The organism is Shigella sp. FC1661 (assembly GCF_001712525.1).
Lineage (GTDB): Bacteria > Pseudomonadota > Gammaproteobacteria > Enterobacterales > Enterobacteriaceae > Escherichia > Escherichia coli.
This window is the reverse complement of the sequence record NZ_MDGW01000609.1, coordinates 1-14,759: the sequence shown is the minus strand read 5'-3', so window position 1 is coordinate 14,759 and position 14,759 is coordinate 1. Positions and strand designations below refer to the sequence as shown.

Sequence of the window (14,759 nt, the reverse complement as noted above, 5' to 3'; positions counted from 1 at the left end):
GGTAAGCCCGGCGGGGTGATGTTCCACAGCGATCAGGGCAGTCATTATACGAGCAGGCAGTTCCGGCAGTTATTGTGGCGATACCAGATCAGACAGAGTATGAGCCGGCGCGGAAACTGCTGGGATAACAGCCCAATGGAACGCTTCTTCAGGAGTCTGAAGAACGAATGGATGCCGGTGGTGGGTTACGTAAGCTTCAGCGAGGCAGCTCACGCCATAACGGACTATATCGTTGGATATTACAGCGCACTAAGACCGCACGAATATAACGGTGGGTTACCCCCAAACGAATCGGAAAATCGATACTGGAAAAACTCTAACTCGGTGGCCAGTTTTTGTTGACCACTTCACTTACAGTCAGTCTGCTGATTTTTATCATGATTTCAGCAGTTGCCTGCGGGATCTACACTCAAATGGTAAAGGAACGGGTGTATAGCCTGAAACAGTCCGTTATTGATACTGCTTTTGCGGTGGCAAATATTGCTGAATATCGGCGTAGCGTGGCAATTGATCTTATCAACACGCTAAATCCCACGGAGGAACAGCTGTTGGTTGGTTTGCGCACAGCTTACGCCGACTCGGTTTCCCCCTCTTATTTGTACGATGTCGGTCCTTATCTGATTTCCAGTGACGAATGTATTCAGGTAAAGGAGTTCGAGAAAAATTATTGTGCAGATATTATGCAGGTTGTGAAGTATCGACATGTCAAAAATACAGGGTTTATCTCTTTTGACGGTAAAACCTTCGTCTATTACCTCTATCCGGTAACTCACAATCGTAGTCTGATATTTTTGCTTGGTCTGGAGCGTTTTTCTTTACTGTCAAAATCGCTGGCGATGGACAGCGAGAACCTGATGTTCTCTCTATTTAAGAACGGTAAACCGGTGACCGGTGATGAATATAATGCTAAAAACGCCATCTTCACCGTTTCGGAAGCGATGGAGCACTTCGCCTATTTGCCGACCGGATTGTACGTATTTGCGTATAAAAAAGATGTTTATTTGCGGGTCTGTACATTGATTATTTTCTTTGCCGCATTGGTGGCTGTGATATCGGGTGCCAGTTGCCTCTATCTGGTACGCAGAGTGATTAATCGTGGTATTGTGGAGAAAGAAGCCATCATTAATAACCATTTTGAACGCGTACTGGATGGCGGGCTTTTCTTTTCGGCTGCCGATGTCAAAAAACTCTACAGTATGTATAACTCGGCGTTCCTGGACGACCTGACCAAAGCAATGGGCAGAAAATCCTTTGACGAAGATTTAAAAGCGCTGCCGGAAAAAGGCGGTTATTTGTGCCTGTTTGACGTCGATAAATTCAAAAACATTAACGACACCTTCGGTCATTTGCTGGGCGATGAAGTGTTGATGAAAGTGGTGAAAATCCTTAAATCACAGATCCCGGTAGATAAAGGTAAAATCTACCGCTTCGGCGGTGACGAATTTGCGGTGATTTATACGGGTGGAACGCTGGAAGAGTTGCTGTCGATTCTAAAAGAAATCGTTCATTTCCAGGTGGGAAGCATTAATTTAAGTACCAGTATCGGTGTAGCGCATTCAAATGAATGTACCACCGTCGAACGCTTGAAAATGCTGGCGGATGAGCGGCTGTATAAGAGTAAGAAAAACGGCAGGGCTCAGATTAGCTGGCAGTAATCATTATTCGCAGGCCGGACAAATGATTTTGCCCGGCCTGAATTAATTAAACCCGGCTACCCCACAAATCGTACTCATCGGCGTGCTCGACTTTCACACGCAGGATATCACCCGGCTTAACGTTGGTTTCACCATTGAGATAAACCGCGCCGTCGATTTCCGGTGCATCTGCCATGCTGCGACCAATCGCGCCTTCTTCGTCCACTTCGTCGATAATCACCAGAATTTCACGGCCCACTTTCTCTTGCAGGCGCTCGGCGGAAATCTGCTGCTGCAGCTGCATGAAACGGTTCCAGCGTTCTTCTTTAACTTCTTCCGGAACCTGGTCAGGCAGGGCATTGGCGTCTGCACCTTCAACCGGGCTGTATTTAAAGCAGCCAACGCGATCCAGACGCGCTTCTTTCAGGAAGTCGAGTAGCATCTGGAAATCTTCTTCTGTCTCGCCAGGGAAGCCGACAATAAAGGTTGAGCGTAGGGTCAGTTCCGGGCAGATTTCGCGCCACTGTTTGATGCGCGCCAGTTGGCGATCTACAGAACCCGGACGCTTCATCAGTTTGAGAATGCGCGGGCTGGCGTGCTGCAACGGAATGTCCAGATACGGCAGGATTTTGCCTTCTGCCATCAGTGGGATGACGTCGTCCACATGCGGATAAGGGTAAACGTAGTGCAGACGTGTCCAGATCCCCAGTTTCGATAACTGTTCGCACAGGCTGACCATGCTGGTTTTTACCGGCTTGCCGTTGTGGAAGCCAGTACGATGTTTAACATCAACGCCATAGGCGGAAGTATCCTGCGAGATCACCAGAATCTCTTTAACGCCCGCATCTACCAGACGTTTCGCTTCACTTAACACTTCGCCAATCGGACGGCTCACCAGGTCGCCGCGCATAGACGGAATAATGCAGAAGGTGCAGCGGTGATTACAGCCTTCCGAAATTTTCAGATAGGCATAATGACGCGGCGTCAGTTTCACACCTTGTTCTGGCACCAGGCTCAGGAATGGGTTGTGTTTCGGTTTTGGCACGTAGTGATGAACGTGCTCCAGAACCTGCTCATAGCTATGAGGCCCGGTGATTTCCAGCACTTTCGGGTGGACTTCGCGGATCTGATCTTCTTTTGCCCCCAGACAACCGGTCACAATTACCTTGCCGTTTTCATTCAACGCTTCACCAATGGCTTCCAGTGATTCTTGTACCGCGCTGTCAATAAAGCCGCAGGTGTTGACGATCACCATGTCCGCATCGTCATAGCTCGGTACCACGTCATAACCTTCAGTGCGGAGTTCGGTGAGAATACGCTCTGAATCGACAAGGTTTTTCGGACAGCCAAGGGAAACAAAGCCGATTTTCGGCTGGGGAGTTACTTTGCTCATAGCTTAAAAAATATTCAGTTACAGGAAAGGTCAGGGCAGGGATTCTACAGAGTTCTGGATAAAATTTGTATCGCAATCTCATTCGCTGGCGGAGGCGAAGGAAATGTAAATTTTGTTAATTCGGCGTGAAGAATTGATCCTGGACAGCATTTTGCTCAAAAAAATAGCCATACTATTTAATTGCAACAAGGCTGGAAAGAGGAGGATCGAAGTATGTTCGTTGACAGACAGCGAATCGATCTGCTGAACCGGTTGATCGACGCACGCGTTGACCTCGCTGCATACGTGCAACTGAGGAAGGCAAAAGGATACATGTCCGTCAGCGAAAGCAATCATCTACGAGATAACTTTTTTAAACTGAATCGCGAACTGCACGATAAATCGCTGCGGTTGAATCTTCATCTGGATCAGGAAGAGTGGAGTGCTCTTCATCATGCTGAAGAAGCATTAGCGACAGCCGCAGTATGTTTGATGAGTGGGCACCATGATTGCCCGACTGTTATTACCGTCAACGCCGATAAGCTTGAAAATTGTCTGATGAGCTTAACGCTGAGTATCCAGAGCCTGCAGAAGCACGCCATGCTTGAGAAGGCCTGAAAACTAAGGGGGAGAAAGCGTCTCCCCCTTCATGTTTAAGTTTTTGTAAAAATGAATTTGTTATCTCCTCCACTGACTACGCTTTAAGCCAGAGTCAATCCGGAGGCGTTATGCATCGACAATCCTTTTTCCTTGTGCCCCTTATTTGTCTTTCTTCCGCTCTCTGGGCGGCTCCTGCAACGGTAAATGTCGAAGTACTGCAAGACAAACTCGACCATCCCTGGGCACTGGCCTTTTTACCCGATAATCACGGTATGTTAATCACTCTGCGCGGCGGCGAGTTGCGTCATTGGCAAGCAGGAAAAGGATTATCTGCGCCGCTTTCCGGAGTTCCGGACGTTTGGGCGCACGGGCAGGGCGGCCTGCTGGACGTGGTTTTAGCGCCTGATTTTGTTCAGTCTCGCCGCATCTGGTTAAGTTATTCCGAAGTTGGCGATGATGGCAAAGCCGGAACTGCTGTGGGTTATGGCCGCTTAAGTGATGATCTCTCAAAAGTGACCGACTTCCGCACCGTCTTCCGCCAGATGCCAAAACTGTCTACCGGCAACCATTTTGGCGGGCGGCTGGTATTCGACGGTAAAGGTTATCTTTTTATTGCTCTGGGCGAAAACAATCAGCGCCCGACGGCGCAGGATCTGGATAAATTACAGGGCAAACTGGTGCGTCTGACCGATCAGGGCGAAATCCCGGATGATAATCCTTTTATAAAGGAATCCGGTGCGCGCGCCGAGATCTGGTCTTATGGCATTCGTAATCCGCAAGGAATGGCGATGAATCCGTGGAGTAATGCACTGTGGCTGAATGAACATGGCCCGCGCGGTGGTGATGAAATTAATATCCCGCAAAAAGGCAAAAACTACGGCTGGCCGCTGGCAACCTGGGGAATCAACTATTCAGGCTTTAAGATACCGGAAGCGAAAGGGGAGATCGTCGCCGGGACCGAGCAACCTGTTTTTTACTGGAAAGATTCGCCCGCTGTGAGCGGCATGGCCTTCTATAACAGCGATAAATTCCCCCAGTGGCAGCAAAAATTATTTATTGGCGCGCTGAAAGATAAAGATGTCATTGTGATGAGCGTCAACGGCGACAAAGTGACAGAAGATGGCCGTATTTTAACGGACAGAGGGCAGCGAATTCGTGATGTTCGCACTGGACCCGACGGTTATTTATACGTTCTCACCGACGAGTCCAGTGGGGAATTACTTAAAGTTAGCCCACGCAATTAGCTAACGGGAATCATCACCACTTTGCGCACTGCGGGGCGTTCAGTGAGTTGCTGATACCAGCGTTGCAGATTTGGACGCGGTGTCCAGGTCAGGCCAACGTTAAACAAATTGTAGATGAACGGTGCGATAGCGATATCGCCCACACCAAACTCGTCGCCAGAGAACCATTTTACTTTTGCCAGTTCCGCATCGAGCAGGGCAAACAGGGCGTCGCACTCTTTGCAACTGGCATCAATGGCGGCCTGATCGCGCTCTTCCGGTGGTGTTCTGACTAATCCCATCAGGATCCCTCGATGGGCATTACTGAGCGTCTGGTTTGCCCAGTCCATCCATTTTTCCGCTTCCGCACGACGTGCCGGTGAGTCGATCCACAGGCGTTTTTGCCCGTACTGTGCCGCCAGATAGCGGACAATGGCGTTTGATTCCCAAAGAATGAGATCACTTTCGTCGTCACGCAACAACGGCACCAGCCCGTTAGGGTTCATCGCCAGAAAATCAGCATCGTGATTTATCCCAAACTCACGGCCCGCGAGAATTTGCTCATAAGGTAGTTCCAGTTCTTCGAGCGTCAGCAATACTTTTTTACGTTGGTTGAATTATTCCGACCCCACAGCGTAATCATACTCACCCCTTTTCCGACAGGCAGCCACAGGCTGAACAGGACTCCGATGGTGAAGTAAAGTTAACTTTTAAGCAACAGCTGGCAAAAAAATGACACCAGAAGCAGCGAAGCGGCAGGATATTGCATAAACTTTAAAAACTTTACCAACTTACGGTTTCTTTAAGTTTGTGTGTGCGTTATTAATCACCGAACTTATCATACGGCGATATAACGTATTTTTTTGAATGGATACTCGGGTGGCATTTATGACGCAATACTCCTCTCTCCTTCGTGGTCTTGCAGCGGGTTCTGCATTTTTATTCCTTTTTGCCCCAACGGCATTCGCGGCCGAACAAACCGTTGAAGCGCCGAGCGTGGATGCGCGTGCATGGATTTTAATGGATTACGCCAGCGGTAAAGTGCTGGCAGAAGGCAATGCGGATGAGAAACTGGATCCCGCGAGCCTGACTAAAATCATGACCAGCTATGTGGTTGGGCAGGCGCTTAAGGCCGATAAGATTAAACTCACCGATATGGTGACGGTCGGTAAAGATGCCTGGGCGACGGGAAATCCGGCACTGCGTGGTTCATCGGTAATGTTCCTCAAACCGGGCGATCAGGTTTCGGTGGCAGACTTGAACAAAGGTGTGATTATCCAGTCCGGTAATGACGCCTGTATTGCGCTGGCCGATTACGTTGCCGGGAGCCAGGAGTCATTTATTGGTCTGATGAATGGTTATGCCAAAAAACTGGGTCTGACCAACACTACCTTCCAGACGGTGCACGGCCTGGATGCGCCGGGGCAGTTCAGTACCGCGCGCGATATGGCATTGCTGGGTAAAGCATTGATCCACGATGTGCCGGAAGAGTACGCCATTCATAAAGAGAAAGAGTTCACCTTCAACAAAATTCGTCAGCCTAACCGTAACCGTCTGCTGTGGAGCAGCAATCTGAATGTTGATGGCATGAAGACAGGAACCACGGCAGGCGCGGGATATAATCTGGTTGCTTCGGCTACCCAGGGCGATATGCGTTTAATCTCCGTAGTGTTGGGGGCGAAAACTGACCGTATCCGTTTTAATGAGTCTGAGAAATTATTGACCTGGGGTTTCCGCTTCTTTGAAACCGTGACGCCAATTAAACCTGATGCCACCTTTGTGACTCAGCGCGTCTGGTTTGGTGATAAGAGCGAACTGAATCTCGGGGCAGGCGAAGCGGGCTCAGTGACCATACCGCGTGGGCAGCTGAAAAACCTGAAGGCGAGCTACACGTTAACGGAACCGCAGCTTACCGCACCGCTGAAAAAAGGTCAGGTTGTCGGGACCATTGATTTCCAGCTTAACGGTAAATCCATTGAGCAGCGTCCGCTGATCGTGATGGAAAATGTGGAAGAGGGCGGATTCTTTGGTCGGATGTGGGATTTCGTGATGATGAAATTCCATCAGTGGTTCGGCAGCTGGTTCTCTTAATCTTCTGATAACCGGATGGCGCGAAACGTCATCCGGTTATACGTCATTAATACATCAACTTAATACGGTGCGTCTGCGCGTACTTCACATACTCATCTTCCGGGCAACAATCACTCACCACAATATCAAAGCGTTTCAGGTCACCCATGCGCGCCGGACGGACCTTGCCAAATTTACTGTGGTCGACAACCAGCACATGCTTTTGCGCCATCGACATGGCCCAGTGTTTTACCGGCAACTCTTCAAGATTAAAACAGGTAGCGCCTTTACTGACATGCACGCCCGCCGCGGAATAAAAAGCGATATCCGGGCAAAAATTATTCAACGTTTGCTGAAAATCGATGGGTTTGAAAATGGCGTTGCTGGCGTGAAATTCACCACCGCACAGAAATGCGCGGCAATGGGGTTTCTCTTTCAGCGCCAGAAAGGTATTTAGCGAATAACAAACGGCGGTAAAAGGGATTTCATTATCAATCGCTTCAATAATCCACGGCGTGGTGGTGCCACAGTCAAAAAAGAGGGTCTGATCGGGTTCTACCAGTGTCGCAGCCAGTTTTGCCGCCCGGCGTTTTTCTTCCACCAGGCGGGATTTTTGATCGCTTAACAGGTAATGGCTGGCACTATGCGGTTCCAGAACAATATAGCCGCCGAGCAAAACGACGGGCGCACTGTGGTTGTTCAGATCGCGACGAATCGTCATCTCCGAAACCCCAAGCAGGGCGGCGGCGTCTTTAAGATGTAACTTATCGCTGCGTTTTAATTCTTGCAGCAGCTGCCCGATACGCTCTTCGCGACGTGTTTCCATAATCCCTCTGAATAGTTATTGAAGCGAGCCGCTCAATACTACACTTTTTAGCAGAGATCAGTCACGCACCCAGCCTTTGCGGATCGGTAATGCAAAACAGAAGCGATACCACGATTGCAGACGTTGATAGAGTTTATGCCCCATCGCTTGCCAGATAATCTGGGCACTAAGGCAGCCAATCATACCTGCCAGCAATCCACCGAGCATATCCAGCGGCCAGTGGACGCCAAGATAAACGCGCGACCAGGCAATGACGACGGCCAGCACCATTAAAAGTGAGCCGGACCACAGGCGATGCCAGCATAAAAATGCCAGTGCAAAGGTGAAAATCACCGTACCGTGGTCGCTTGGGAATGAGTCATCCGCCGCATGATGCAGGAAGTTATAGCCGATATTTTCGACAAAGGGTCGGTCGTGCGGAAAAAGATGTCCCATCGTCCAGGACACAAACAGGCTGACCGCCAGCGCGATAGCGATTTTTATCACCAGTTGCCGTTGTGCTGTAAGCCCCCACAACCAAAGCACCGCGGCCAGCAGCGGCACCACGGTAATCAAATCTTGAGCAATAAAAATCGCCAACGAGATCATCCACGGAGCCGAGTCTGGCGTCGCGTTAATAAGAGAGAATAGAGAGAGATTCAAATTTTCCAGCATAACTTCCCGACGCAAAGTGATTAAAAGGGAGCCAATACAGGCAAGTCGTTGAGAATAAAGTGCAGGTTAAACTGGGTAAAGCGGCATCGTCTTATTTCCCTCAAGCGGCCTGTTTACGGTGGGTGATTGTAACGGGCATAGGTTAAATAAAACTTAAAGAAAGCGTAGCTATACTCGCAATAATGTAAGAATGTGCTTAACCGTGGTTTCAGCTACAAAATTCGCTTTCTCGTTAGCTGCGCTTTTATTAAACTCTGCGCGATTATTATTGGCGAAGAAATTGCATGCAAAATAAATTAGCTTCCGGTGCCAGGCTTGGACGTCAGGCGTTACTTTTCCCTCTCTGTCTGGTGCTTTACGAATTTTCAACCTATATCGGCAGATATGATTCAACCCGGTATGTTGGCCGTGGTGGAACAATATCAGGCGGGCATTGATTGGGTTCCTACTTCAATGACCGCATATCTGGCGGGCGGGATGTTTTTACAATGGCTCCTGGGGCCGCTGTCGGATCGTATTGGTCGCCGTCCGGTGATGCTGGCGGGGGGGTGTGGTTTATCATCACCTGTCTGGCAATATTACTGGCGCAAAACATTGAACAATTCACTCTGTTGCGCTTCTTGCAGGGCATAAGCCTCTGTTTCATTGGCGCTGTGGGATACGCCGCAATTCAGGAATCTTTCGAAGAGGCGGTTTGTATCAAGATCACCGCGCTGATGGCGAACGTGGCGCTGATTGCTCCGCTACTTGGTCCGCTGGTGGGCGCGGCGTGGATCCATGTGCTGCCCTGGGAGGGGATGTTTGTTTTGTTTGCCGCATTGGCAGCGATCTCCTTTTTCGGTCTGCAACGAGCTATGCCTGAAACCGCCACGCGTATAGGCGAGAAACTGTCACTGAAAGAACTCGGTCGTGACTATAAGCTGGTGCTGAAGAACGGCCGCTTTGTGGCGGGGGCGCTGGCGCTGGGATTCGTTAGCCTGCCATTGCTGGCGTGGATCGCCCAGTCGCCGATTATCATCATTACCGGCGAGCAGTTGAGCAGCTATGAATATGGCTTGCTGCAAGTGCCTATTTTCGGGGCGTTAATTGCGGGTAACTTGCTGTTAGCGCGTCTGACCTCGCGCCGCACCGTACGTTCGCTGATAATTATGGGCGGCTGGCCGATTATGATTGGTCTGTTGGTCGCTGCTGCGGCAACGGTTATCTCATCGCACGCGTATTTATGGATGACTGCCGGGTTAAGTATTTATGCTTTCAGTATTGGTCTGGCGAATGCGGGACTGGTGCGATTAACCCTGTTTGCCAGCGATATGAGTAAAGGTACGGTTTCTGCTGCGATGGGAATGCTGCAAATGCTGATCTTTACCGTTGGTATTGAAATCAGCAAACATGCCTGGCTGAACGGGGGCAACGGACAGTTTAATCTCTTCAACCTTGTCAACGGAATTTTGTGGCTGTCGCTGATGGTTATCTTTTTAAAAGATAAACAGATGGGAAATTCTCACGAAGGGTAAAAAAATGCCTGACTGCTTTGTGCGATCAGGCATTCTCGAATTAATGGTGATGGTCGTCAATCTGGTGTTCGATAACCATCCCTTCACCTACGCTGGCAAGATGGCGAGCATAAGGATGCGGGCGGTAAGCCGGAGCTGGCGCAGGAGCCACATAGACGGTTTGCGGCACAGTCGCGACGCTGACCGCTTGTGGAACGCTGACTGAATCAGGAACTACAACCACTTTGTATCCACTCGGCACATCGACGGTGACACTTTGCGCCATCGCCACACCAGTAAAGCCCATTAAAAGCGCGCCCAACAGTAGACAATTTTTCATAATCATTTCGCCTGAAATAATGCAGCGGGTTAATTTCTGCGAATTATGCAGCCTTCATTCAGGTATTGTGTTGCCGGGCGTGCTGCCGTTTTTATTGGTCAAATGGCGCTTCGTGTTTAAGCACTTTATCGATCACATCCAGTACGCCTTCACGGTTATTGGAGCCTGCCCGGTATTTTGCCGCTGCGACGACCGCGCTGCCGGCATTTTCCATTGCAAAACTAAAGCCTGCCTGACGCAGCATCTCAATATCGTTACCGCCATCGCCAAAGACCACCACTTCGCTGTCGTCTATTCCCCATAATTTCTGCAGTTGGCGAAGGCCATTGGCTTTATGTACGCCGGGGATAATCAGATCGATGCTGCCGTTGCCGGTGTGGACTGGCACCATAATATCGCCGATGGCCTCATGTAATGCTTTTTGTACTTGTGGAATCAGTTCATCGGAAAGATTCAGGCCAAACTTAAAGAAAATATCTTCTAAGTTGTCAAAGTTATCGACGTATTCCAGACGGTGATAATACATTTCCGCCACCGTTTTCATGGCATCGTCATATTTTTTGAGCGTATAGGCGCTATTTTTTCCGCAGGCAATAATTTCCACTTCCGGGCGCGTCAGCAAATGTTCCACGACAGTAGTAAAGGCATCTTTCGACAGCTCGCCATTAAAAACATCTTTGCCTTCACTCACTACCCAGCCGCCGTTTTCAGCCACAAAGGCAATTTCATTAGCAATTTCAGGGAAGAAAGAGATCAACTGATAATATTGATTCCCGCTGGCGACCACAAAGCGAATGCCTTGTGCTTTCATTTGCTGATACTGAGCCATAAACCGCTCACGGTTATAGGTTTTTTGATCGCTTAAGAAAGTACCATCCATGTCTACCGCAATTAATTTAATGCTCATCAACTATTCTCCATCGCCGTCTGCGTTTTGGTATCGGGTTTGGCGACGGCTTTCGCGACAATAGCCGCGAGAATAACCAGCGCCAGTACAACCAGCATTGCACTACGTAATCCATAATGTTCGCCGAGATAGCCCAGCAGCGGCGGCCCGACGAGGAAAGCCAGATAACCGGTCGTTGCTACCACACTGACGCGGGTTGGTGCATCGGGGCCGGTATCGCTGGCGGCAGAAATGGTCAGCGGGAAGCCCAGCGAGGCACCCAGTCCCCAGAGTACAACAGACACCCCAGCGACCCAGGCGCTATCGACAAAAATAATCAGCCCAATACCCAACGCCCCCATTAGTGCACTGGCCCGAACCACGGCAACGCGACTGTAACGGTCGATGAACCAACCGCCAGTGAAGCGTCCAACGGTCATCCCCAGGGTAAAACCGGCATAAATCAGCGAGCCGGAAGTAGGGCTAAAACCGTGACCGTCAACCATTAATAAGGGTAACCAGTCGTTGGCAGAACCTTCGGCAAAGGCCATCGCCAGCACTACAACACCAATCAACAGCAACTGGATATCGCGATAAAAAGGAATGCCTTTTTCGCCATGCTGGGTGCCATCGGCAGCATTTTTGCCCGTACCGTCAGGGATTGCCTGAATGGCGATATAAATAGGCGCGATACCTACCAGCGCCGCCAATAAAATGTGCACCGTTGCCGGAACGCCAAAGGCCGTCAGTGCCATCCCGACACCAGCGCCTGCCAGCGTGCCCAGGCTATAAAAACCGTGCATCATCGGCAAAACCGTTTTATTCATTTCTCGCTCAACGGCGGCACCTTCAACGTTTATCGCCACTTCCGCAGAACCAAAACTTGCCCCAAAGACGCCGAGACCAACGGCAAAGAGCAGGGGCGATGTCAGCCAGAGTGCCAGACTTAATATCATCATCCCGATCAATGCGCAGGACATCGTGACCAGGATGACATTACGTGTCCCAAAGCGTTTCACTAACCACGCCGAGCAGAGAATACCGCTCATCGAACCGATCGACAGACCAAAGAGAACACCGCCCATTTCAGCGATCGAGACAGAGAGAATATCGCGGATAGCAGGCGTACGGGTTGCCCAGGACGCCATTAACAGGCCTGGCAAAAAGAAGAACATAAACAGCGCCCAGGTTCGGCGTTTCAATGCATTACGTGAAGAATTTACGGTCATAGATCACGTCAAAATAAGAAGAGGGAAGACAACATTAGCAAGGTTGTGTACATTTGTACACAATTGCAGACAGAGGAAATGACATGCGTCGCGCTAACGATCCGCAACGGCGAGAAAAAATTATCCAGGCCACGCTGGAGGCGGTGAAACTTTACGGAATACATGCTGTTACGCACCGCAAAATTGCTACCCTTGCCGGGGTACCGTTGGGATCGATGACCTACTATTTTTCAGGAATTGATGAGTTGTTGCTGGAGGCGTTCAGCAGTTTTACTGAGATTATGTCCCGGCAATATCAGGCATTTTTTAGCGATGTTAGTGATGCTCAAGGCGCATGCCAGGCAATCACCGATATGATCTACAGCTCACAGGTTGCAACGCCGGATAATATGGAGCTGATGTACCAGCTCTACGCGCTGGCTAGCCGAAAACCGCTATTAAAAACGGTAATGCAAAACTGGATGCAGCGCAGTCAGCAAACGCTCGAACAATGGTTTGAACCCGGAACCGCCCGCGCGCTTGATGCGTTTATTGAGGGGATGACGCTGCATTTTGTCACCGACCGTAAGCCGCTATCGCGCGAGGAGATTTTGAGGATGGTTGAGAGGGTTGCAGGGTAGTAGATAAATTTTAGATAACAAAAAACCCATTTATGTAAACGGGTTAATGAAAACAATAAGTTAGATTAAAAACAATAAGTTAGGTTGGTGGTCAGTGGTGGTTATTACGGGGTAATGCCAACCGCTGCCGCCACTTTGTCGCCACTTGGCAGCGTTGCCAGAGGATTGAAACGGAGCGCCGTTTCCAGATGATCCGGTGCCAGATGTGCGTAACGCATAGTCATTTTTATATCGTGGTGTCCGAGAATTTTTTGTAAGGCCAGAATGTTTCCACCCGACATCATGAAGTGCGCCGCAAACGTATGGCGCAGAACGTGTGTGAGTTGACCGCGAGGGAGCACGATAGACGTTTTTTCCATCACGGATAAAAATTGAAAATAGCAGTCTGTGAAGAAATTGAACCCATCAAGCGCCATGATCTCTTCGTAAAGCTCTTTACTGATAGGGATGCTTCTGTTTTTCTTCCCCTTCGTTCTGACAAAGGTAATTCGGTATTTGGTCACCTGTGAGCGGGTAAGATTTACGGCTTCACGCTAGCGTGCGCCTGTGCTTAAGCATATCTTAACTACCAGTGCCAGAATTGGGTCCTGACGTTTGCAATCAGCCAGCAATTCAACAATCTGCTCATGGGTAAGCCATGCCATCTCTTTTTCTGCGATGGTGAATTTTCGCATGTTCTCCAGTGGGTTCGGATACGACCATTCGCCCAGACGGGATAGTTCGCTAAAAACACTACTTAGATAGCTTTGCTCCAGGTTAATGGTGACCGGGCTTGCTCCTTTCTTCCATTTCTCGCTGAAGTAGATCTCGCCTGTCAGGTGTTTATCTCGATAGTGGGCAAACATTTTAGAGGTGAGATCGGTTGCAAGAGGATTGCCCAGAGCGTCAACCATCAACAGCAATTTGTCATAGACATGCTGCCCAGCTGTCAGAGATTTACCATGTAGTTTGAACCATAGCTCAACCACGTCTTTCAGTGTTCGACGATTCACTGATTCACCCAGCCAGGGCTTTGCTTCGGTTTCTTCCATCATGTGGCGCTCAAAAGCCAGTGCTTCACCTTTGGTGGCGAATTGTTTACGCACACGACGCCCACTTCGTCCGGCGGGGTAACATTCGCAAAGCCATTTCCCAGTGGTGAGTTTTCGTACTGCCATAAAAAATGCCCTCCAGTAGAGAGTATTTTTACTGTATGTATAACCAGTGTCAATGTATGAAATCCTACGACCATACATCTCACTGAAGCCATAATGAAGTTGGCTATTCTTTTTGCTATGTGAGCATGTAACTTTTGCGGTTAACCTGCGGCTCATTTTTATTTTAGACGCAGATATAAAAGCAAAAGTTATCGTGAGTTTTTAGTACAGATTTTTTTGAATTTACTAATAGTTCCATCATTGCAAACAAATTTTCCATCGGAGGTACAGTGAGAGACACCTCCTTTTTTCCCAGAACAAGGATAATTTTTAGCATAGGTAGTTAGTGGGCTTAATAACAAAGAGCGGTGATGCTGCCAACTTACTGATTTAGTGTATGATGGTGTTTTTGAGGTGCTCCAGTGGCTTCTGTTTCTATCAGCTGTCCCTCCTGTTCAGCTACTGACGGGGTGGTGCGTAACGGCAAAAGCACTGCCGGACATCAGCGCTATCTCTGCTCTCACTGCCGTAAAACATGGCAACTGCAGTTCACTTACACCGCTTCTCAACCCGGTACGCACCAGAAAATTATTGATATGGCCATGAATGGCGTTGGATGCCGGGCAACTGCACGCATTATGGGCGTTAGCCTCAACACGATTTTACGTCACTTAAA

At 49.3% G+C, this 14,759-nt stretch carries 14 protein-coding genes and 3 pseudogenes; 8 read left to right on the top strand and 9 right to left on the bottom strand.

Going from position 1 to position 14,759, the window contains the following annotated elements; translation table 11 throughout:
* Both BFF42_RS26440 and BFF42_RS26435 read left to right on the top strand, forming a co-directional pair.
* Window positions 1–342: integrase core domain-containing protein (locus BFF42_RS26440; protein WP_073841232.1), on the top strand; the 342-nt coding region annotated here is incomplete at its 5' end.
* Between the two features lie 35 nt (window positions 343–377).
* Window positions 378–1,655, top strand: coding sequence for a GGDEF domain-containing protein (locus BFF42_RS26435; protein WP_052270400.1), 1,278 nt, complete (start codon window positions 378–380; stop codon window positions 1,653–1,655).
* 46 nt (window positions 1,656–1,701) lie between these two features.
* Here the strand turns inward: BFF42_RS26435 and rimO are convergent, their stop codons facing one another.
* Window positions 1,702–3,027, bottom strand: coding sequence for a 30S ribosomal protein S12 methylthiotransferase RimO (gene rimO, locus BFF42_RS26430; protein ID WP_000049381.1), 1,326 nt, complete (start codon window positions 3,025–3,027; stop codon window positions 1,702–1,704).
* A 213-nt stretch (window positions 3,028–3,240) separates the two neighbouring features.
* On the opposite strand from rimO, the gene bssR reads away from it, so the two are divergent.
* Together bssR and yliI are read left to right on the top strand one after the other, a co-directional pair.
* Complete coding sequence (bssR, locus tag BFF42_RS26425) at window positions 3,241–3,624, top strand: biofilm formation regulator BssR (RefSeq protein WP_000497137.1); 384 nt, start codon at window positions 3,241–3,243, stop codon at window positions 3,622–3,624.
* 110 nt (window positions 3,625–3,734) lie between these two features.
* Window positions 3,735–4,850: an aldose sugar dehydrogenase YliI gene (gene yliI, locus BFF42_RS26420; protein WP_000555046.1), complete on the top strand. Its 1,116-nt coding sequence runs from the start codon at window positions 3,735–3,737 to the stop codon at window positions 4,848–4,850.
* On the opposite strand, the pseudogene gstB reads toward yliI, so the two are convergent.
* A pseudogene (gene gstB / locus BFF42_RS26415) lies at window positions 4,847–5,472 on the bottom strand (glutathione S-transferase GstB). The gene yliI and the pseudogene gstB overlap by 4 nt on opposite strands.
* Before the next feature lie 245 nt (window positions 5,473–5,717).
* Between gstB and dacC the strand changes: the two are divergent.
* Complete coding sequence (gene dacC, locus BFF42_RS26410) at window positions 5,718–6,920, top strand: serine-type D-Ala-D-Ala carboxypeptidase (RefSeq protein WP_000195960.1); 1,203 nt, start codon at window positions 5,718–5,720, stop codon at window positions 6,918–6,920.
* Between the two features lie 46 nt (window positions 6,921–6,966).
* Here the strand turns inward: dacC and deoR are convergent, their stop codons facing one another.
* Both deoR and ybjG read right to left on the bottom strand, forming a co-directional pair.
* Entirely contained in the window at window positions 6,967–7,725 is a 759-nt protein-coding gene (gene deoR / locus BFF42_RS26405; RefSeq protein WP_000450111.1) for a DNA-binding transcriptional repressor DeoR, read from the bottom strand.
* Window positions 7,726–7,782: 57 nt separating this feature from the next.
* On the bottom strand, window positions 7,783–8,379 hold the full coding sequence (gene ybjG / locus BFF42_RS26400) for an undecaprenyl-diphosphate phosphatase (protein WP_012421343.1): 597 nt from the start codon (window positions 8,377–8,379) through the stop codon (window positions 7,783–7,785).
* 284 nt (window positions 8,380–8,663) lie between these two features.
* Here ybjG and mdfA point away from each other — a divergent pair.
* Window positions 8,664–9,893 (top strand): annotated as a pseudogene (gene mdfA, locus BFF42_RS26395) (multidrug efflux MFS transporter MdfA).
* A gap of 40 nt (window positions 9,894–9,933) precedes the next feature.
* On the opposite strand, the gene ybjH reads toward mdfA, so the two are convergent.
* The 3 genes from ybjH to BFF42_RS26380 all read right to left on the bottom strand — a co-directional run bounded on the left by ybjH (window position 9,934) and on the right by BFF42_RS26380 (window position 12,327).
* The gene (gene ybjH, locus BFF42_RS26390) at window positions 9,934–10,218 is read right to left on the bottom strand and encodes a protein YbjH (RefSeq protein ID WP_000605478.1); all 285 of its coding nucleotides are present in this window, start codon (window positions 10,216–10,218) and stop codon (window positions 9,934–9,936) included.
* An 85-nt stretch (window positions 10,219–10,303) separates the two neighbouring features.
* Entirely contained in the window at window positions 10,304–11,119 is an 816-nt protein-coding gene (ybjI, locus tag BFF42_RS26385; protein ID WP_001299614.1) for a 5-amino-6-(5-phospho-D-ribitylamino)uracil phosphatase, read from the bottom strand.
* On the bottom strand, window positions 11,119–12,327 hold the full coding sequence (locus tag BFF42_RS26380) for an MFS transporter (protein WP_000217848.1): 1,209 nt from the start codon (window positions 12,325–12,327) through the stop codon (window positions 11,119–11,121). Before BFF42_RS26380 ends, ybjI begins: the two co-directional genes overlap by 1 nt.
* An 83-nt stretch (window positions 12,328–12,410) precedes the next feature.
* On the opposite strand from BFF42_RS26380, the gene rcdA reads away from it, so the two are divergent.
* The gene (gene rcdA, locus BFF42_RS26375) at window positions 12,411–12,947 is read left to right on the top strand and encodes a DNA-binding transcriptional regulator RcdA (protein ID WP_001297003.1); all 537 of its coding nucleotides are present in this window, start codon (window positions 12,411–12,413) and stop codon (window positions 12,945–12,947) included.
* Between the two features lie 91 nt (window positions 12,948–13,038).
* Here the strand turns inward: rcdA and BFF42_RS26370 are convergent.
* Together BFF42_RS26370 and BFF42_RS26365 are read right to left on the bottom strand one after the other, a co-directional pair.
* Window positions 13,039–14,104, bottom strand: a pseudogene (locus BFF42_RS26370) (phage integrase).
* 188 nt (window positions 14,105–14,292) lie between these two features.
* The gene (locus BFF42_RS26365) at window positions 14,293–14,445 is read right to left on the bottom strand and encodes a YdcA family protein (RefSeq protein WP_071821609.1); all 153 of its coding nucleotides are present in this window, start codon (window positions 14,443–14,445) and stop codon (window positions 14,293–14,295) included.
* A gap of 60 nt (window positions 14,446–14,505) precedes the next feature.
* Here BFF42_RS26365 and BFF42_RS26360 point away from each other — a divergent pair.
* A partial coding sequence (locus BFF42_RS26360; protein ID WP_146753269.1) for an IS1 family transposase occupies window positions 14,506–14,759 on the top strand: 254 nt, incomplete at its 3' end.

Bases quoted from the DNA above. Each gene is read 5' to 3' on its own strand.
- BFF42_RS26435 (WP_052270400.1), top strand. From the start codon at position 378: ATGATTTCAGCAGTTGCCTGCGGGATCTACACTCAAATGGTAAAGGAA.
- rimO (WP_000049381.1), bottom strand. From the start codon at position 3,027: ATGAGCAAAGTAACTCCCCAGCCGAAAATCGGCTTTGTTTCCCTTGGC.
- bssR (WP_000497137.1), top strand. From the start codon at position 3,241: ATGTTCGTTGACAGACAGCGAATCGATCTGCTGAACCGGTTGATCGAC.
- yliI (WP_000555046.1), top strand. From the start codon at position 3,735: ATGCATCGACAATCCTTTTTCCTTGTGCCCCTTATTTGTCTTTCTTCC.
- dacC (WP_000195960.1), top strand. From the start codon at position 5,718: ATGACGCAATACTCCTCTCTCCTTCGTGGTCTTGCAGCGGGTTCTGCA.
- deoR (WP_000450111.1), bottom strand. From the start codon at position 7,725: ATGGAAACACGTCGCGAAGAGCGTATCGGGCAGCTGCTGCAAGAATTA.
- ybjG (WP_012421343.1), bottom strand. From the start codon at position 8,379: ATGCTGGAAAATTTGAATCTCTCTCTATTCTCTCTTATTAACGCGACG.
- ybjH (WP_000605478.1), bottom strand. From the start codon at position 10,218: ATGATTATGAAAAATTGTCTACTGTTGGGCGCGCTTTTAATGGGCTTT.
- ybjI (WP_001299614.1), bottom strand. From the start codon at position 11,119: ATGAGCATTAAATTAATTGCGGTAGACATGGATGGTACTTTCTTAAGC.
- BFF42_RS26380 (WP_000217848.1), bottom strand. From the start codon at position 12,327: ATGACCGTAAATTCTTCACGTAATGCATTGAAACGCCGAACCTGGGCG.
- rcdA (WP_001297003.1), top strand. From the start codon at position 12,411: ATGCGTCGCGCTAACGATCCGCAACGGCGAGAAAAAATTATCCAGGCC.